The following is an 18,198-nucleotide window of genomic DNA, read 5'->3' as shown; positions in this document are numbered from 1 at the left end:
ACTGACTACCAACGGTCCGTATGAATCGGCCACTTCCCGGGGTTCCCGCGTCCGATAACCCGGCTGTGTGGTGTGACTCGAAGGAGCCGGCTCGCATACGGTCGCAACCAGCCGATGTAAGGACGGACTAACTGCCTGTACGCGGTGGTCCTTTTTCGGGATCGACGTGGAAGCGGCGGTATGGGCTCCGGTGGACACACCCCTTCGTCCGACGAGCACGTGTCTCGAGCCGACGGCTCCGGCCACCGCGTTCCCGAGGGGCAGGCACCCGAGGAGTACGGCGACCACCGCGGTCGCGGCGACCACGACGAGCACGACCACCGCAGTCGCTGGCCGCTCGTCGCCGCCGCCGGAGCCGCCGGACTCTACGGCGGCGTCGCGATCTCCATCTTCGGGGACGTCACCGATCTCCTTCCGTCGGTGATCGGCATCGCCCTCGCCGTCGTCGGAACGATCGTCCTGCTGGCCGGCGTCGCGGGCTGGATCGATCAGGCGTTTCTGCCGGCCGCTCGAGGCCCCCACGGCAGCCCCACGTCCCGCGAATCGTACGTTTCGACGACCCTGCTCTTTCTCGCGACCGACGTGTCGACGTTCGGTGCGCTGTTCGTCTACTACTTTTTCGTCAGGATCGGGACGTGGCCGCCCGAGGAGTTACCGCCGCTGCTTGGCTCCCTCGTGATCGTCAACACCACCATCCTGGTCGCCAGCAGCGTCACCTTTCACTACGCACACGAGGCGCTCGAGGACGGCGACCGGCGACGATTCCTCGGACTGCTCGGGACGACGCTCGTGCTCGGACTCGTCTTCCTCGCCGGGCAGGCCTACGAGTACTACGAGTTCGTCGCCGCGGAGGGATTTACCCTCACGAGCGGGGTCTTCGGGACAGCCTTCTTCGGTCTGACCGGGCTCCACGGGTTCCACGTCGCACTCGGCGTCGGAGCCATCGCCGTCCTCTGTTGGCGAGCACTCCGGGGACACTACGGCCCGAATCGCGATACGTCGGTCGCGACCGTCTCGCTGTACTGGCACTTCGTCGACCTCGTCTGGCTCTTCCTCGTCGTCGTTCTCTACGTCGGTGCGTCGGTGTAAGAGGGGCACACGGCCGATCGCGATCGCCGCGGACAGGATCACGGTATCTCGTCGTGGTCGAGATCCGTCTCGAGGACCGCCAGCGACGGTGACTCGCAGTCACAGAAATTCGATTGACCGAGTGGCTGTAGACTGCCGTCGGGCCAGATCTGGACGATACCGATCTCGCCGCACTCGTCGCATTCGGCCGCCGCTCGTCGTTTGTCGTCGTTGCCCACTAGGGTCACCTCTGGGAGAGATCCGTACCACAGCTACCGAGGAAAAACCCCGGTGACGGATCGACTGCGTCCAGTCTGCGGACGACGACAGTGTTTCGGCCCCACGTATCGGATTGGCTACTCGAGGTCGACGGTCCATCGGGACAGCAGACCGTATCAATCCCTCCGTTCACGGTCCATCCGCTCTTCGAACCCTGCCATCCGCCGGTAGATCGGCGGCGTCAGTACGCCCACGATCCCGACGAGTATCGCGATCGCGCCGATCGGGAACAACAGCGGTTCGACCTCGAGACAGGAGTTCCGGGACGCGATCTGGACGTAGTACCGCTCGCCCTCGTACTCGACGAGCGCTCCCTCGAGTAGCGCCGCCCGGTTCCCGAGGTCACCGTCGACCCTCCCTTCCCGCAGCGGGCTGTCGATCGCCTCCTCGAGAGCCTGCCGCTCGGCCGGTGTGAGGTCCGTTGCCGGGATCGTCTCGACGGTTTCCGGAGGTGTATCGTCTTCCTCGACCGGCGTCGCCGTGATCGTGGGCGTCCCACAGAGGCCGACGCTGTCCTGCACGACGACGTAGCCGCCGACGATCGCGAGCGGGAGGCCGGCGGCGATCAGGAGGACCCCCAGAAAAGGTGCGGCGTAGGTCAACAGCAGCGATTCCGATCCCGCAGTCGGTTCGACCGGCCCCGTCTCGTCGGTGGCCGGCGACTCCGTCGCGTCGGAAGGTGTCTCGTCACTGCCGCTCATTCCTTCCCGTCCTCCGTGGAGGGACGCCGCTGGCGACCGCCCAGATAGGTGATCGTCCCGGCCAACCCCAGGCCGTAGATCCAGTGGGCCAGCACTACGAAGATGAGGTACGTCACCAGCTCGAGCCCGGGCTGGCCAGTATAGAAGGCGAGCGCGAACCCCGTCGCGATGACCGTCGCATACCACAACCCGGTGACGAGCGTGAGCTCGCCCGGCAGGTACTCGCCCAGCGAGAGGAACAAGAGCGGCCAGACCGTCATCCCACCGACGAGGAAAAGCCCGTATCCGAGCGCGAGGTCCGCCGGCAATCCGACGAACGTCGCGAGGGTCGCGATGGACTCGAGGTCGAACACGCCCAGCGCGACTGCGACGAGGAGGACCCCCGTCATCAACATCGTTCCGACGAACCCCCCAGCCGCACCGATACCGGCGTCGTTCGCGACGGTTTGGGCGACCGGCCTGATCCGACCGTACAGCGACAGCGGTCGCTCGCCCCGTGCGGGCACGTACGACGGACGGACCTCCTCGGGCTCGCTCGGCGGGACCCCGCGCTCGCGCTCGAGACGGTCCTCGAACCACTGCCACTCGGGTGTGAACTGCTCCGTCGCCTTCAGTTCCCAGGGGTCGGCGGTCTCGACCGGCGCCCCCCGAAAATACGACCAGAGCATATTGTACAGCCACATGAGGACGCTGATACCGATGATGAACGCACCGACGGTCGCGACGATCTGCAGCCCCGAATACCCCGGGGGATAGGTAGCGTATCGTCGGGGAAGCTCGAGGAAGCCAAGCGCCATCAGCGTCATGAACGTGAGCGCGGAGCCGACGACCAGCAGCGACGATTGGAAGATCGCGAGCCGACGGTCGTACATGCGGCCGGTAAGCATGGGATACCAGTAGTAGCTCGCGGCGAACATCATGAGTGGAATAATTCCCATGAGAATGAGGTGGAAGTGGCCGACTACGTAGTAGGTGCCGTGGTAGATGACGTCGACCGGGATGACGGCGAGGAAGATGCCAGTGACGCCGCCGACGATGAACAGTCCGATCGAGCCGACACAGAGGATCGTCGGCGCGGCGAGCCTGATGTCGCCGTTCCACATCGTGGTGATCCAGTTGAATACTTTGATCGCGCTGGGGACGGCGATCGCGATCGAGGTCGCCATGAAACTCGCCCGGACGCGAGGGTCGACCCCGGTCACGAACATGTGGTGGGCCCAGACGCTAAACGAAAGGACGCCGATCGCGATCGTCGAATAGACGATGAACTTGAATCCGAACAGCTTGCGGCCGACGAACTTCGGCAGGATCAGGCTCATCAACCCGGTGGCCGGCAGGAAGATGATGTACACTTCCGGGTGCCCCCAGAACCAGAGCAGGTGCTGCCAGAGAATGGGACCGCCGCCTTCGACTGCGAAGAAGGTCGTCCCGAAATTGCGATCGAACAGCAACATGAGCAGTGCCGTCCCCAGCAGCGGGAACGCAAAGAGGATGACCGCGCTCGTAACGAGCATGTTCCACGAGAAGATGTCGAGGTTCGCCCAGCCGATCGACTCGTCGCGCTCGTAGATAACCGTCGTCATGAAGTTGATCCCACCGATCGTCGTCGCGATGCCACTCAGGTGGAGCCCCAACAGGAGGAAGTTCGTCTGCGGGTTCGGCGCAAGCGACAAGGGCGGGTACATCGTCCACCCGATCGCCGGCTCCTGAAACGCGAGCAGAACCGACAGCCAGTCGTTTGGAACCACGACGGCCAGTACTGCCCCTGTTACTTCCGCGACGATCCCCAGCCGGGCGAGCAACAGCGAGGGCGGCAGCAACCAGAACCCGACCGCATTGAGCCGCGGAAACGCCATATCGTCGGCTCCGATCAGCAACGGCAGAAAGTAGTTCCCGATCCCGAAGAACACCGGCGTCACGAAAAAGATCAGCATCGTCAGGCCATGCATCGTGAACAGTTCGTTGTACGTCTGTTCCGTCCAGAGATTCGCCTCTGGCGTCAGCAGATGCGTCCGAATCATCATCGCATCGATCCCGCCCCAGATCGCCGCGACAGTACCGAACGCGATGTACAACAACCCGATCTCGCGGTGATTCGTCGTCGTCGTCCAGCGGACGGCAGCCGCCTTCGCGTCGCCGAGAGTGAACTGCCGTCTGCGACCCGTCGCGTAGCCACCATCCGGCGACGGTTCGGCTCGGAACCGCTGTGCGAACAGGACGACCAGCAGACAACTGACGACGACAGCCCCAAACAATGCGACCTCCGCGAATGCACGATTCATCGTCAGCCGTCACCTCCGATGGCCCGATCGCGCGGCTCGTCACCGTGCATAGCGGTGGACTCACCATCGATCCCAATAAAGATGAACTGACAGTTCCGTGAGTATCTCCACCCATGATACGTTTCCCGAGACGCCCACACCGCCGCCGACCGGTCCGGAACACTGACATTCACCATTTCAATGAAGGCCGTATATCAGACCGGTCGTCGAATCCCCGCCAATGGGTCGGCGTCAACGAACGCTCATCGTGCTCGCGGCGCTGGCGAGTCTCGTCGCACTCACCGGCACGGTCGCCGCACAGTCGGCAAACCGCGACCTCATCGACGGCCTCGAGTACCAACTCCTCTACGTCGCCCTCCCGCTCACCGTCTTCGTCCTCATCATCCTGGTCTACGCAGCCGTCAAGTTCCACGACAACGACGAGCCCGAGCCGACCACGGAGGACCCCGCCCTCGAGATTACCTGGACCGTCGCAACGGCGATCATCCTCCTGTTCGTCGGCCTCTCGGGCTATAGCGTCCTCGTCAATCCCTACGTGTCGCCATCACAGTCCATCGCTACCGAGGACCCCGATCGGGACGAGCTCGACTCGTTCGACGACCTTCCCGACAGCGGCGACGAGGAGGTCTTCGTCCGTGGCTATCAGTGGGAGTGGCAGGCGACCTATCCCGATTCCAACGTGACGACCGAGAACGAAATCGTGATCCCCGCCGACGAAAACGTGACGATCTGGCTCACCAGTGACGACGTCGTCCATTCGCTTTTCGTACCGGATCTGGGGATCAAACAGGACGCGTTCCCCGGCGATTTCACTCGCGCTCGAACGATCGTCTCCGACCCCGGCCGCTACGACGTCGTCTGTGCCGAGTTCTGTGGTGCCGGCCACTCGCGAATGGCGGCTTCGATCGTCGCCGTCGACTCGGAAACCTACGACCAGTGGCTCGAGGAACACGATAGCGGAGGCAACGTCACCGACGCACCGGTCCTCGAGTGAGACCGGCGTCGGTCACGCCCCGAACGAAGGGACCGACGAGCCTACAAGAGTTAAACGGGTCCGGTTCCTAGAACTGCTGCGTGCCTTTAGTCCCCGTCCGAGCAGACCCATTCGGGTGCGATGACAGTACGGCGAACCCGGGCACGCGACAGTAATCCGGGGTGCTCCCACGAGTTCCCCCGCCCGGCACGAGGGTTAGCCAGCCGACGCGGCACGCCGCCACGGGATGAGGCTGGACGTTAGTGTTCCGGGCGTACATTTCTCTCCCGGATACTCGGGAGTCTCTCGCGTCGATACTGAACGATCGAAACGGGATCTCTCGGTGCGTTGTTTGGTGCCCTCCAATCGTTACGGGAACAGTGGTTATAGGGCAGTGGCAGATACGCAGAAAACCCCACACAGCCGGTGCTGTGTGGGGTTGAATGTAGTATGAGTGGTGGCGGCGAAACGAGTTTCCCAGAGGGTCGCCCACTCCAGTACTCACCGTAACGCAGGCGAGCTTATCTTCCGTGTTCGGGATGGGTACGGGAGGTACCTCGCCGCTGTGGCCGCCGTAATGCCGATCAACGGAATCGAACCGTCGTCATTCCAATATCGGTCGGTGTGTCTAAGACCGTAGTATACGTGTAGTCCAGTTTGCGTCCGGACCCGTTCTCGCGTCACGGATCCAATGCGATGTAGTATGAATGTGTGGCTTGATCAGTTAGTGCTCGCGGGCTCAACACCTCGTTGCCTTGGTGCGTACACCCCGAGTCTATCGAACTCGTCTTCTACGAGTGATCTCAGTGGTATCTCTTTTTCAGGTGGGTTTCGAGCTTAGATGCGTTCAGCTCTTACCCCGTGGTGCGTCGCTGCCCAGCACGTGCCCTTCCGGACAGCTGGTACACGAGTGGCACCCAATCGTAGTTCCTCTCGTACTATACGATCGTTCCCGTCAGATACCGTAACACCCCCAATAGATAGCAGCCGACCTGTCTCACGACGGTCTAAACCCAGCTCACGACCTCCTTTAATAGGCGAACAACCTCACCCTTGCCCGCTTCTGCACGGGCAGGATGGAGGGAACCGACATCGAGGTAGCAAGCCACCCGGTCGATATGTGCTCTTGCGGGTGACGACTCTGTTATCCCTAAGGTAGCTTTTCTGTCAGCAATTGGCCGCATCAAGCAGCCTAATTGGTTCGCTAGACCACGCTTTCGCGTCAGCGTCCGTCGTTGTGCCGGACACTGTCAGACTTCCATATGCTCTTGCGCTCTTTTCCGCGTCTCCGACGCGGATGAGGAAATCTTGGGGCGCGCCCGATATCTTTTCAGGCGCGTACCGCCCCAGTCAAACTGCCCGGCTACCAGTGTCCTCCGCCAGGAGTGAGAGTCGCAGTCACCATCGGGTAGTATTTCAATGCTGGCTCGGTGGCCCGCTAGCGCGGGTACCTGTGTAATGCCTCCTACCTATGCTGCACAATGGCGACCACGTCTCAGTGACAGCCTGCAGTAAAGCTCTATAGGGTCTTCGCTTCCCCTTGGGGGTCTCCAGACTCCGCACTGGAACGTACAGTTCACCGGGCCCAACGTTGGGACAGTGGCGCTCTCGTTGATCCATTCATGCAAGCCGCTACTGAAGCGGCAAGGTACTACGCTACCTTAAGAGGGTCATAGTTACCCCCGCCGTTAACAGGTCCTTCGTCCCCTTGTACGGGGTGTTCAGATACCTGCACTGGGCAGGATTCAGTGACCGTACGAGTCCTTGCGGATTTGCGGTCACCTATGTTGTTACTAGACAGTCGGAGCGCCCGAGTCACTGCGACCTGCCTCTTCGCGAGGCAGGCATCCCTTATTGCGAACGTACGGGACTAACTTGCCGAATTCCCTAACGTCGGTTGATCCCGACAGACCTTGGCTTTCGCCGCCATGAGTACCTGTGTCGGATCTCGGTACGGACAGTGTGCTCGCTTTTTCACGGGCTCTGGGTAGACCTGACTTGCGCGATCCTGCCATTCGAACGCTTCGTGCCATTACGGCTTCCACGCTCTTCGACAGTTCGACCGGGCGAAAGCCCGGCTCAGGCGGCCCCAAAGCGTCAGCTTTGAGTGCACACTGGCATAGGAATATTAACCTATTTCCCTGTTGTCTGCTTCGACTTACGGGCAGACTTAGGACCGGCTAACCCTCAGCTGATCAGCATTGCTGAGGAACCCTTACTCGTTCGGCCGTCGGGGTTCTAACCCGACTAACGCTGCTACTATGACCAGGATTTTCGTTACTGAACGGTCCACACGAGTTCTCACCCGTGCTTCCACCCGAACAGAACGCCAACCTACAAGATTGCGGTGTGAGCCGCACTGCTAGGTCTCGGTGGTAGACTTGAGCCCCGATCATTTTGGGCGCCTCAAACCTCGGCCGGTAAGCTGTTACGCTTTTCTTAGAGGGTAGCTGCTTCTAAGCTCACCTCCCGGCTGTCTAGGGCTTGAGACCACCTTCGATCGCACTTAGTCTACACTTGGGGACCTTAACCCAGCTCTGGGTTGTCTCCCTCACGGTACACAGGCTTACCCCGTGCACCGGACTCCCTGCGTCAAACGACGTTCGTAGGTTCGGAGTTGGACAGGGGGGCGCACTCCTCTCGGAGTGCGGTCCCCCAATCCGTCGCTCTACCCCACGAACTATCTCGGCAGAGGTCATGCTTCGACATGTTTCGGTTGGAACCAGCTGTTTCCGGACTCGATGGGCCTTTCACCCCTACACAAAGGTCACGAGAGGGTATTGTAGGACACCAACTCTAACAGACTTCCACGTGCCTTTCGGCACGCTTCATCTTGCCCTTGCGTAGATCGTCCGGTTTCGGGTCGTGCCCGTTTGACTCCCCGCGCTTGAACACGGCGGCCCTCGCACAAAGTGCTGCGGCCATGTCGGTTTCCCTACGCCTTCCTCGATAATCGAGTTAGACTCGTCAAACAGGCACACTCCCTGGTTCGTTTTTCAAAACGTACGACAGAACACCGGCTTCCCAAACTTCCTACTGAAGGCTCGCGCCTCGTTCGTTTTGTCCGGGACCTTGTGTGCCCTGTCGCTCCATCGCCAACTGATTTCACGCCCTATTGCACCTCCCTTCGTGGGGTGCTTTTCAGCGTTCGCTCACGCTACTTGTTCGCTATCGGTCTTGAGGAGTGTTTAGTCTTCGCGGTCGATGCCCGCGATATTCACGAGGGATATCCAACCCCCGATACTCTGGAACTGACTCGTTCCGTACTACTCGACGATACGGGACTGTCACCCTGTTTCGTGCTCTATTCCAAGAGACTTCGCGTCGTAGTTCGGGAAGTGATCGTCAGTCCGAACACCACATTGCCCGTAAGGGCTTCGGTTTGGACTGTGTCGCGTTTATTCGCCATTACTAACGACATCGCGTTTGCTTTCTTTTCCTGTCGATACTAAGATGTTTCAATTCTCGACGTTCCCCATTGCGCGAAGCAATTGCGGTGGGGATTCCCATTCGGAGATCCTGAGTTCTTCGCCTCCGTGCGGCTCCCTCAGGCTTATCGCAGCTTGGCACGTCCTTCATCAGCTCTCAAGCCGAGCGATCCACCAGCTGGCACAGTAGCCACGTTCATCGGATCGGCAGTCGTAACCAGAAGTTACGACCACGTAGTGACCCGGGAACGGGTCCAGTGGACGCCTGGACTACACGTACACACGGTCTCATCTGCACGCCGTAGACGCGGCATGCATTAACCCTTCCCACCCGCGTTTACACGAGGTGGTGCATCGGTTCGTTGTTCGGATTAGATCGAAGTCGTTTGCCCCACTTAAGGGGCACGATTCGATCGGCCTCCGAGACATGGACCCACAGGGATTCGAACCCTGGGCATCCTCCTTGCAAAGGAGGCACTCTACCACTGAGCTATGGGCCCACTCCCGTCGCGCCGTCAGGCGCGACAGGAATGTAAAGCGTTAGCCTTGGTAGTTCAAAGGTGCCCGATCGGCCAGACGCTGGTCGATCGAACGTGAAACCGCTAAGGTGGGCTGGGGCGACGCCCCAGTCCCGGTCTGTGGAGGTGATCCAGCCGCAGATTCCCCTACGGCTACCTTGTTACGACTTAAGCCCCCTTGCGGAGCCCAGATTCGACCGACGTTCCGTCGGCCTCATCCGGACCCCACTCGGGTGCTTTGACGGGCGGTGTGTGCAAGGAGCAGGGACGTATTCACCGCGCCCTTCTGAGGCGCGATTACTACCGAATCCAGCTTCATGAGGGCGAGTTTCAGCCCTCAATCCGAACTACGACCAAGTTTCGGAGATTAGCGTCCCCTTTCGGGGTTGCATCCCACTGTCTTGGCCATTGTAGCCCGCGTGTCGCCCAGCACATTCGGGGCATACTGACCTACCGTTGCCCATTCCTTCCTCCAGTTTGGCACTGGCAGTCTCCCTAATGTACCCAACCACCACAAGGGTGTTGCTGGCAATTAGGGACGTGGGTCTCGCTCGTTGCCTGACTTAACAGGACGCCTCACGGTACGAGCTGACGGCGGCCATGCACCTCCTCTCAATGGCTCCAGTAAGATCATCAATCTGACCTTCACTGCACATTGTCGATGCTGGTGAGATGTCCGGCGTTGAGTCCAATTAAACCGCAGGCTCCTCCGGTTGTAGTGCTCCCCCGCCAATTCCTTTAAGTTTCATCCTTGCGGACGTACTTCCCAGGCGGTCTGCTTCACGGCTTCCCTACGGCACAACACAGGCTCGTAGCCTGTGTCACACCTAGCAGACATCGTTTACAGCTCGGACTACCCGGGTATCTAATCCGGTTCGTGACCCGAGCTTTCGTCCCTCACCGTCGGATCCGTCTTTCCAGAGCGCTTTCGCCACCGGTGGTCCGTCCAGGATTACGGGATTTCACTCCTACCCCGGACGTACCCTCTGGATCTTCCGGTCCCAAGCCACACAGTTTTCACCGGACGCCTGCGCGTTAAGCGCGCAGATTTCCCGACGAACTTGCGTGGCCAGCTACGGACGCTTTAGGCCCAATAATAGCGGTCATCACTCGTGCTGCCGGTATTACCGCGGCGGCTGGCACCGGTCTTGCCCAGCACTTATTCTGCGACCACCTTACGGTCGCAAAAAGCGAGGACTATATGCCCTCGCACTCGGAGTCCCCTTATCGCACTCGCGTGCAGTGTAAAGGTTTCGCGCCTGCTGCGCCCCGTAGGGCCCGGTATCTTGTCTCAGATACCGTCTCCGGGCTCTTGCTCTCACAACCCGTACCGATTATGGGCACGGTGGGCCGTTACCCCACCGTCTACCTAATCGGCCGCAGCCACATCCTATAGCGCCTGAACGTTTCCGGTTCACGCCACTCCAGGCGTTGAACCGTATTGGCTATTAGCCTCAGTTTCCCGAGGTTATCGCCATCTATAGGGTAGTTTGGCCACGTGTTACTGAGCTATCTGCTACGAGTCTAAACTCGTGCAACTAGCATGGCTAAATCGGACTCCAATAGCAATGACCTCCGGCAGGATCAACCGGAATGCTATATTACTCCCCGTGAAGGGAGGGTCTGTTGGCGGTGAATGTTAGTACACACTCACACATAATGGGTCCACGTTCGATGACACAACGATCGCCGACCGATCGGGCGTCACCGAACTACCAAGGCTAACATCAGATCCCATCTGTACGGCGGACCGCAGGGGTGGAATCCTCATCTCTTGCGGATGTAATCGTACGCCGTCCGGGGTACATAACCCCTTTGGGTTCGATCCATCCGGGATGACGGAACGAGTTGAACGTCCCGTCGATCACGTCTTCTTTCGCGTTCATATCCAATCGCCCTCGTACATATAAGGGCATCGGATCACGGCCACGCCGAAAACCGCATCCGGCGGGGACTTCCGCGTACCTCAAAGGACGAGCCCTCATTATATAAGGGCATCGTACTGTAACGCCGGCGAACCGGCGTGAGTCGCGTCGAATCCGAGTACCCTCGAGAGGGAACGCACCGGACCGATCCGCTGCCTTCCAGAGGGTGGATATGAGTGCTCTCTCCGTGCCGGGTTGCGGCCGGAGGACGCGGCGGCGAGCGCCACGTTGTTCGCATTACTGTCGAAAGTCGGGTGAACTGATAAGGCCGTCGTCTCGGCCCCGCATTGGGCTACGTTGGGCATTCACGAGGGGGACGCCTTCACACGCGGGCGTGCCAGCAAAAACGTGAACGGGCAAAGCGGCGTCTATCGACTCGAGAACGCCTCTGGATCGCGATTCCTGTATTTCGGGTTCGGAAAATGGTGCCAACGGTGGGCGACACCGTGAAGCACGGTCTCTTTAGGCACAGCCAGTGAGAGACGACTATGGACGACCGACCGGAGGGAACCGACCGTCGCTGTGGGTCGGCATCGAGTACGGATCCGATCGATCCGTTTGCAAGCGGCGTCGGTCGGCGACGGCTCCTCGAGTCGTCCGTCGCGGTCGGGGCGACGGTTTCCGTCTCGGGGTGTCTCTCCGAGGACACCACTGAGCGAGCACAGACGATGTACGTGTTCAACAACGGCGATCGGACGGTAACTGTCATCGACGCCGAAGCGGACGAACGCCTCGAGAGTCCGTTCATCGATACGACGGCATCGTTTCCCGCGAACCAGTACGGGACGAGTGCTGACTCTGCGTACGACGTCTGTTGGCTCAACGTCAGCGGGGGCGTCCGCGCGTTCGACCAGCACACGCTCGAGGAGGTGGGGCACGTCGAGACGGGGTACGAACCGAACTATCCGAATCTGACGCCGGACGAGCAGCATCTGCTGGTCACGTCGGGTGGGACGACCACGCTCGAGCCGGCTCCCGACGAGCCCGAGACGCATACGATCGTCCGGATCGATGCCGACCGCGAGAGCGACGGGTTCGGGACGGTCACGGGCGAGATCGAGACCGAGTACACGGGCCCGTGCGACGTGAGCCTCGAGCCGAGCGGCGAGTACGCCTTCGTCCCGGAGATCGCAAACGAGACGCTGGCGGTCGTGTCGGTCGAACCCTTCGAGATCGTCACGCGGGTCGACGTCGGTGAACCGGCCGGCGACGGGAAGGTGTTGCCGTTCATGGCGACGGCCGCGTTCGGCGGCGACCTGCTGCTCGTGGAAAACGGCGAGGGGGAGCTGGGGTCGGATCCGGCGGTTCCGCGGGAGGGATCCGAGGGCGTCTGGGACATCTCGGATCCCGAAGCGCCGGTCGAGCGCGAACGCATCACGCGTGACGACGGATTACCGTCGGCACCGATCACGAGCGAGGTCGGTCCCGATGGGGAGGTCGCCTACCTCTTCACACCGGGCGCAGCGGTCGTGACAGTCGTCGACCTCGAGTCGGCCACGGTTGCGGGCGAACTCGACGTCGGCGGACGGTCGATCTCGGGCGCGTGGGGCCCGTCCCGAGAGAAGCTGTACGTTCCGGTACAGACGGCGAACCACGTGGCGGTGATCGATCACGCCCAGCGGGAGGTCCTGACGACGATCGACGCGGGAGAATCACCGACGGGCGCGGTTGCTGGGACCGTCCGTCCGGATACCGACGCGAGCCAGCGCCTGCTCGGGTCGCTCTCGACGCTCGGCGTCGACGTCGGCGATCAGGAACTGTCGTTCTGTCCGGACGGGAACTGTTACTGCGGTTGAGTGTCCGCCGGGATCGGGGGACGGGTCTCATCGTCGGTTCGTTTCGTTTTGGTTCGAGGGGGCGTCGGGACGCAGAATCCCGCCGACCGCTCGAGCGATCGCCTGCAGACACTCGCGAGCGACTGGCGCGCCGTCGAGAAGCCAGACCACCATCGTTGCCCCGGCGAGGGCGAGTTGGATCCACAGGTACGTCGAAACGTCGCCCGCGAGGACGGCGCTCACGTAGCGACCGGACCGGTGGAGGAACACCTCGAGAACCCCTGGTCCAGGCGGGGATCCCGCGACCGAGGCGATCGGCCAGAGCGCGAGGTCGACGAGCAGGACACCCTGTCGAAACAGGCTATCGACGATGTCCGCGAGGGGATGAGACAGGTAGCCGAGTCCGAACGCGAGGCCGACTCGGGGCCGTGTGGCCGCGCGGGCGATCGTTCCGGCGAGTATCGCCAGCGGGACCGCGAAAAAGATCGAGTGACCGATCCCGTACCCGACGTCGAAGACGCCATACTCCCACGCCAGGGGTTTGTCGATGAGATCCGGGAGGACCGCCGCGACGACGACCGCGAACGCCTCGAGTCCGCCGGGTGAATCGCGAAAAACGGTGTGACAGCACAACGAGTAGAGCAGATAGGCGACGATCGCGTGTTCCCACGGCCACATAGGACGGTACTGCGGTGGGCACAGAATAGTTATGCAGTACTTGCCGCCGCTGGTGGGTCCCGACGAGTCGGTCTCGAGGATCGGATCGAGACACGGTATTTGCGAATGGTATATGCAGAGCAGGAAAGACGATATTACGGACGGCGAAACCGTGGCTGTGTCTAATCGATTACAGCCAGGCCGACCGGTTATCGCGGGCGAACGTCCGAACGTCGATCGGGGGACGATCGAGGACGGTGTGAACGTCGTCGGTCACCCGATCGGCCAGCCCGAGCCGGGCAGTGGTGTAAATCGCGGCCATCACGCCGACTTTCGCGAGGTCGCCCTCGAGTCGGTACCGCGAAACCAGAAACCGGGGGAGGGACGGGTCGGTGTATGCGACGTCGTGGTCGAGTACCGCCGAGAGCTGGCGGCACACGGCGTCGTAATCGAGCGCCTCCGGCCCCGTGAGGTCGTATGCGCCGGTGGTTCTCGTCCGGAGCGTTCGGACGGCGACGGCGGCAACGTCGCGTGCGTCCACGAAACTCGTCTTCCCGTTGCCGGCGGGCACGGCCAGTCGACCGTTTCGAATCTCTTCGCGGTGAGTGGTCGACAGGTTTTGCATGAAAAAGGACGCACGGAGAAACGTCGTCTCGAGCCCGGCGTCCGCGAGCCAGGACTCGATTCGGGCGTGGGGAACGAACGGGTTCGTGTCGGCACCGATGACCGAGAGGAAGACGACGTGTTCGACGCCGGCACCGACGGCGGCAGCCAGGGCTGGGACGATGTCTCGGCGAACGCGGGACAGTGCGGGCGGACGAACGAGGAACAGCGCCTCGACATCGGCGAACGCGTCACGATAGGTCGCCGGCACCGTGAAATCGAAGGGGACGGTCGCACAGTCCAGCCGATCGCGAGCCCGGACGGGATCGCGGCTCGCAGCAGTGACGGCGAGATCCGGCACGTCACGAATTCCATCGACGACGTGGCGACCGACGGTGCCGGTCGCTCCCGTGACGAGGACGTGCGTCACTGCGGGTCACCCACGAGCGCCACGACGGAGACGACCGCGACGACGACGTGCATGAGAGCGAGCACCGCGAGCCGACTCGTCGTCGCACCCTCGAGGACTGCCGCTTCGGTGAGCGTCACGAACGACAGCAACAGGACAGCCGCCGCGAGAGCGACGAAAAGACGGTCCGGACGCTCCCGCAGTCGTGCCAGTACGGCGTAGACGGCCGTCGCACCGGCGGCCCCAACTCCCGAGGAGATCGCGACCGGACCGACGTTGAACGGATCGAATCCACTCGAGCCCAGAACGACGAGTGCCCCGCCCAGAACGAACAGGTTCGCCACGACGGCACCGCCGATGGCCAGCACACCGCGACGAGCGATGGACGGTCGTGTGCTCATACTGGTCCCACCGTTGGCATCTCGCGGAGGTGGCTGTCGTCCTCGACGACGGTCACCTCGTCTGCGAACGGAAGCGTCTCGGTCGAGCGGACGTGACCGACGACCTCGTGGTCGCGATCGAGTGCCTGTCGACAGCGCGGGCGACCGGTTCGGCCCGTCGCGCCGAAAACGGTGCGTTTCACGGGTGGTACTTCGGGTGGCCGAGTCTTAAGCTCCTGACTTCGAAGTATCGAAGTAGCGGGCGTCGAACCGGGTTTCGAGCCATAACTCGAAGCCTGTCGTATTAGGCCGGTGGTGTGTTAACGGTCGTATGGACGACGACCTGAACGACGAGGCACAGTCGAAGGGTGTAACGTCTCAGCCCTGGGAAACAGCGCCGAGCGGTGACGATCGGAGGATGGGGATCGGCGCCGGGCGAACGCGAGACGCGGCGAAATCGATCCGTGACCGACTCGAGCCCGAGGAACGAGCACGGGTCGAACGAACGGTCGCACAGTTGCTGAATCTCTTCGGAAAGGCCCACACGATGGCGATCCTGTCGGCGTTTGCGTTCGCGGAGGAGCCGCTTCGCTTTTCGGACCTAGAGGAGCGACTCGAGGTGCCGGCGAACACGCTCTCGGAGCGGCTCAAAGAGTTGGTCGCGGTGGGTTTTCTCCGCCGCGAGTCGTACGACGAGGTCCCGCCGCGAGTCGAGTACGAGCCCACCGAGAAGTGTCGTGGGGTGTTTCCGGCGTTCGGCCACCTCCACGCGTGGGCCATCGAGTACGACCTCGAAGGAGCCACGGAGTAACGGTGTCGCCGATCGGACGGTCCGCCTTCTCGACCCCAATAGTTCGAATGCCGAAGTAGGAAAGTGGTTTCGAACTCACAGGTATATCCCCGTGGTCGTCCTACCTGAACTGTGACCGACTACGCTATCGAGGCCCGTGACGTGGCGGTGACGTACGCGGACGGAACCGAAGCGGTCCGCGATGTCGACCTCCTCGTGGAGACGGGAGAGTTCTTCGGGTTTCTGGGCCCCAACGGTGCGGGGAAGACGACGATGATCAAGACGCTCGTCACGCTGTTGCGACCGACTGATGGCACGGTGACGGTAAACGGGTTCGACGCCGTCGCGAAACCACGCAGCGTGCGTGCGACGGTGGGATACATGGCCCAGGAGACGAGCATCGATCCGGAGCTGACGGCTCGAGAGAACCTCCGGTTCGCGTGTGACGCCTACGGGGTTCCGCGAGCGAAGCGGAGCGACCGGATCGACGAACTGCTCGAACTCGTCGAGCTGCGCGACGTTGCGGACAAGGTCGCCGACGACTTCTCCGGGGGGATGAAAAAGCGTCTCGACGCGGCGACCGCACTCGTCCACCGGCCGCCGTTGGTCTTCCTCGACGAGCCGACGACCGGGCTCGACCCGGCCGCGCGAAACCGACTCTGGGAGTACTTCCGGCGGATCAACGACGAAGGGACGACCGTCTTCCTGACGACCCAGTACCTCGAGGAGGCCGACCAGTTGTGTGATCGGCTGTCGGTCATTCAGCAGGGAACGGTCGTGGCGGAGGGGACGCCCGAGGCGCTGAAACGCCGCGTCGGCGGTGAGATCCTCGCCGTCGAGTTGGCGAATGCCGACGAGAGCGACCGGGCCGTCGCGATCGCGCGCGAAGAGGGACTGTTCGCGGACGGCGCGGTGATCGAGCCAAGCGAGTCGGGGGTGACGGTGACCGCGCGCGACGCGCGGACGCGCGGAACGGATCTGTTGGTCGCCCTTCGAGACGCCGGCGTCGACGTCGTCGGGTTCGACGTCCGGGCACCGACACTGGACGACGTGTTCCTCGCGGTGACTGGCGATCGAACCGGGGACGATTCGGGAGCGGGAAGCGAGTCGGCACCGACCGACGCCGTCCCGTCCGGAACGATCGCCACCAGGGGCGACGAGCCGAGTGGGACAGGGGAGAGCGACGGCAAAGGAACAGCCGGTGAGGTGGATCGATGAGCACGCCGAGCGTCGACCGGCACGGCGGGAGCTTCGCGAGCGACGTGTGGGTCACGTTCGTTCGGTGGACGATCAAGTCGGTTCGGAACCCGTTCGTCCTCGTCGTCTCGCTGGTGCAGCCGATCATCTTCCTCGTCCTATTCACGCAGGTGTTCGGCGGCGTCGCGACGCGTGCGCTCGAGGGAATCAGCTACGAGACCTACCTCGTGCCGGCGATCGTGATTCAGGTCGCCCTGGTTGCGGCGGCGACGTCGGGCATCGGGCTGGTCAACGACATTGAGAACGGCATGTTCGAGAAGACGCTCGTGAGCCCGATGAATCGCAGCGCGGTCTTCCTGGGCAAGACGCTGGCCGAGGTCGTTCGTATCGTCGCCCAGGTCGCGATCGTCCTCGGACTGGGGGTGTTGCTCGGCGCCGAAATCGCGACCGGAGTGATCGGCGCGCTCGCGATCACGGGCATCTGCGTCCTGTTTTCGGTCTGGTTTACCGCGTTCTCGAACGTGTTGGCCGTGGTGACCCGCGACGAGGAGTCGACGATCATCGGGGCGAACCTGCTCCAGCTTCCCTTGCTGTTCGTCTCGAGTGCGTTCCTTCCGTTGCCGGCGTTGCCGGAGTGGATTCAGACCGTCGCGACGTTCAACCCGATCACGTACGGCGTCGACGCCACCCGTGCGGTGATGCTCGGGGAGGATACGATGACCGTCGTCGAGGTGACGCGATTTGGCGGCATGTGGGATACGCTCGTTCCCGCGCTGGCCGTCCTGTTGGGACTGGCAGTCCTGTTCGGGTCGGTCGCCGTCTACGCGATCGGCCGGGCCGCAAGCGCCGACGTCCGGTAACGGGCTCGGTGATCGGTCCGAACGTCGCCGGACCGATTCGACTGGCGTGGCGTAACCGATACGATTTAGCGGTCGTGGTGGGAGGGTGACGTATGGACCGATCGGGATTCGTCAAACTCGCGGTCATCGCGTTCGGGCTCGTCGTCGTGAGCTTCTTCGTGCGGGGACTCAGCCGGCTCGTACTCGGTGCGGAAACCGCTGCGATGCTCCAGGCACCGCTTGCCGTCGTCGGGTTCGGCCTCTTCGTCTATCTCTTCGTCAGGGCGACGCTCGACGCGATCGGGGTCTGGGAAGTCGAGCGTTCGGACCCGTGAACGGAAGGAAACCGTTTTTCGACCGCCGCTCGAACCCTC

General features: G+C 62.3%; 14 protein-coding genes, 1 tRNA gene and 3 rRNA genes. 7 read left to right on the top strand and 11 right to left on the bottom strand.

Annotated elements, in window-relative coordinates:
• Positions 1–180: 180 nt before the first annotated feature.
• Positions 181–1,089 (top strand): cytochrome c oxidase subunit 3, encoded by a 909-nt coding sequence (locus CP557_RS06495; protein ID WP_097379166.1) that lies wholly within the window; start codon positions 181–183, stop codon positions 1,087–1,089.
• A 38-nt stretch (positions 1,090–1,127) separates the two neighbouring features.
• Here the strand turns inward: CP557_RS06495 and CP557_RS06490 are convergent, their stop codons facing one another.
• The 3 genes from CP557_RS06490 to CP557_RS06480 all read right to left on the bottom strand — a co-directional run bounded on the left by CP557_RS06490 (position 1,128) and on the right by CP557_RS06480 (position 4,330).
• Complete coding sequence (locus tag CP557_RS06490; RefSeq protein WP_097379165.1) at positions 1,128–1,316, bottom strand: hypothetical protein; 189 nt, start codon at positions 1,314–1,316, stop codon at positions 1,128–1,130.
• A 147-nt stretch (positions 1,317–1,463) separates the two neighbouring features.
• Positions 1,464–2,048 (bottom strand): hypothetical protein, encoded by a 585-nt coding sequence (locus CP557_RS06485; RefSeq protein ID WP_097379164.1) that lies wholly within the window; start codon positions 2,046–2,048, stop codon positions 1,464–1,466.
• Positions 2,045–4,330 carry a DUF6789 family protein gene (locus CP557_RS06480; RefSeq protein WP_097379163.1) on the bottom strand — a complete coding sequence of 762 codons (2,286 nt, stop codon included), beginning with the start codon at positions 4,328–4,330 and terminating at the stop codon, positions 2,045–2,047. Before CP557_RS06480 ends, CP557_RS06485 begins: the two co-directional genes overlap by 4 nt.
• 220 nt (positions 4,331–4,550) lie before the next feature.
• On the opposite strand from CP557_RS06480, the gene coxB reads away from it, so the two are divergent.
• The gene (gene coxB / locus CP557_RS06475) at positions 4,551–5,324 is read left to right on the top strand and encodes a cytochrome c oxidase subunit II (protein ID WP_097379162.1); all 774 of its coding nucleotides are present in this window, start codon (positions 4,551–4,553) and stop codon (positions 5,322–5,324) included.
• A gap of 434 nt (positions 5,325–5,758) precedes the next feature.
• On the opposite strand, the gene rrf is transcribed toward coxB, so the two are convergent.
• The 4 genes from rrf to CP557_RS06455 all read right to left on the bottom strand — a co-directional run bounded on the left by rrf (position 5,759) and on the right by CP557_RS06455 (position 10,844).
• A 5S ribosomal RNA gene (gene rrf, locus CP557_RS06470) occupies positions 5,759–5,880 on the bottom strand.
• Between the two features lie 129 nt (positions 5,881–6,009).
• Positions 6,010–8,930: ribosomal RNA gene (locus CP557_RS06465) — 23S ribosomal RNA — on the bottom strand.
• Between the two features lie 229 nt (positions 8,931–9,159).
• Positions 9,160–9,231: transfer RNA gene (locus CP557_RS06460), tRNA-Ala, on the bottom strand.
• 139 nt (positions 9,232–9,370) lie between these two features.
• Positions 9,371–10,844 (bottom strand): 16S ribosomal RNA (locus tag CP557_RS06455).
• The 16S, 23S and 5S rRNA genes sit together here with 1 tRNA gene alongside, the layout of an rRNA operon.
• A gap of 818 nt (positions 10,845–11,662) precedes the next feature.
• On the opposite strand from CP557_RS06455, the gene CP557_RS06450 reads away from it, so the two are divergent.
• Positions 11,663–12,970: a beta-propeller fold lactonase family protein gene (locus CP557_RS06450; RefSeq protein ID WP_245852920.1), complete on the top strand. Its 1,308-nt coding sequence runs from the start codon at positions 11,663–11,665 to the stop codon at positions 12,968–12,970.
• Between the two features lie 27 nt (positions 12,971–12,997).
• Here the strand turns inward: CP557_RS06450 and CP557_RS06445 are convergent, their stop codons facing one another.
• From CP557_RS06445 to CP557_RS06430, 4 genes are all read right to left on the bottom strand, one after another.
• Entirely contained in the window at positions 12,998–13,627 is a 630-nt protein-coding gene (locus tag CP557_RS06445; RefSeq protein ID WP_097379161.1) for a metal-dependent hydrolase, read from the bottom strand.
• Positions 13,628–13,796: 169 nt separating this feature from the next.
• Positions 13,797–14,639 carry an NmrA family NAD(P)-binding protein gene (locus CP557_RS06440; RefSeq protein WP_097379160.1) on the bottom strand — a complete coding sequence of 281 codons (843 nt, stop codon included), beginning with the start codon at positions 14,637–14,639 and terminating at the stop codon, positions 13,797–13,799.
• Entirely contained in the window at positions 14,636–15,019 is a 384-nt protein-coding gene (locus CP557_RS06435) for a DUF6069 family protein (RefSeq protein ID WP_143825035.1), read from the bottom strand. Before CP557_RS06435 ends, CP557_RS06440 begins: the two co-directional genes overlap by 4 nt.
• A complete protein-coding gene (locus CP557_RS06430) occupies positions 15,016–15,201 on the bottom strand; it encodes an NAD(P)H-binding protein (RefSeq protein ID WP_097379158.1) in 186 nt (61 codons plus the stop codon). The genes CP557_RS06435 and CP557_RS06430 overlap by 4 nt, the downstream gene beginning before the upstream one ends.
• 128 nt (positions 15,202–15,329) lie before the next feature.
• Between CP557_RS06430 and CP557_RS06425 the strand changes: the two genes are divergently transcribed.
• The 4 genes from CP557_RS06425 to CP557_RS06410 all read left to right on the top strand — a co-directional run bounded on the left by CP557_RS06425 (position 15,330) and on the right by CP557_RS06410 (position 18,159).
• On the top strand, positions 15,330–15,809 hold the full coding sequence (locus CP557_RS06425; RefSeq protein WP_245852919.1) for a winged helix-turn-helix transcriptional regulator: 480 nt from the start codon (positions 15,330–15,332) through the stop codon (positions 15,807–15,809).
• A 111-nt stretch (positions 15,810–15,920) separates the two neighbouring features.
• Complete coding sequence (locus CP557_RS06420) at positions 15,921–17,006, top strand: ABC transporter ATP-binding protein (protein ID WP_097379157.1); 1,086 nt, start codon at positions 15,921–15,923, stop codon at positions 17,004–17,006.
• A complete protein-coding gene (locus tag CP557_RS06415; protein ID WP_097379156.1) occupies positions 17,003–17,845 on the top strand; it encodes an ABC transporter permease in 843 nt (280 codons plus the stop codon). Before CP557_RS06420 ends, CP557_RS06415 begins: the two co-directional genes overlap by 4 nt.
• A gap of 92 nt (positions 17,846–17,937) precedes the next feature.
• Positions 17,938–18,159: a hypothetical protein gene (locus tag CP557_RS06410; protein WP_097379155.1), complete on the top strand. Its 222-nt coding sequence runs from the start codon at positions 17,938–17,940 to the stop codon at positions 18,157–18,159.
• Positions 18,160–18,198 lie beyond the last annotated feature (39 nt).

The organism is Natrinema ejinorense (assembly GCF_002494345.1).
Taxonomy (GTDB): Archaea; Halobacteriota; Halobacteria; order Halobacteriales; family Natrialbaceae; genus Natrinema; species Natrinema longum.
Note: the sequence above shows the minus strand (reverse complement) of the source record. Positions and strands in the feature narration are given on the sequence as shown.

Coding starts and splice junctions, on each gene's coding strand:
- CP557_RS06495 (WP_097379166.1), top strand. CDS start 181: ATGGGCTCCGGTGGACACACCCCTTCGTCCGACGAGCACGTGTCTCGA.
- CP557_RS06485 (WP_097379164.1), bottom strand. CDS start 2,048: ATGAGCGGCAGTGACGAGACACCTTCCGACGCGACGGAGTCGCCGGCC.
- CP557_RS06480 (WP_097379163.1), bottom strand. CDS start 4,330: ATGAATCGTGCATTCGCGGAGGTCGCATTGTTTGGGGCTGTCGTCGTC.
- coxB (WP_097379162.1), top strand. CDS start 4,551: ATGGGTCGGCGTCAACGAACGCTCATCGTGCTCGCGGCGCTGGCGAGT.
- CP557_RS06450 (WP_245852920.1), top strand. CDS start 11,663: ATGGACGACCGACCGGAGGGAACCGACCGTCGCTGTGGGTCGGCATCG.
- CP557_RS06445 (WP_097379161.1), bottom strand. CDS start 13,627: ATGTGGCCGTGGGAACACGCGATCGTCGCCTATCTGCTCTACTCGTTG.
- CP557_RS06435 (WP_143825035.1), bottom strand. CDS start 15,019: ATGAGCACACGACCGTCCATCGCTCGTCGCGGTGTGCTGGCCATCGGC.
- CP557_RS06425 (WP_245852919.1), top strand. CDS start 15,330: ATGGACGACGACCTGAACGACGAGGCACAGTCGAAGGGTGTAACGTCT.
- CP557_RS06415 (WP_097379156.1), top strand. CDS start 17,003: ATGAGCACGCCGAGCGTCGACCGGCACGGCGGGAGCTTCGCGAGCGAC.
- CP557_RS06410 (WP_097379155.1), top strand. CDS start 17,938: ATGGACCGATCGGGATTCGTCAAACTCGCGGTCATCGCGTTCGGGCTC.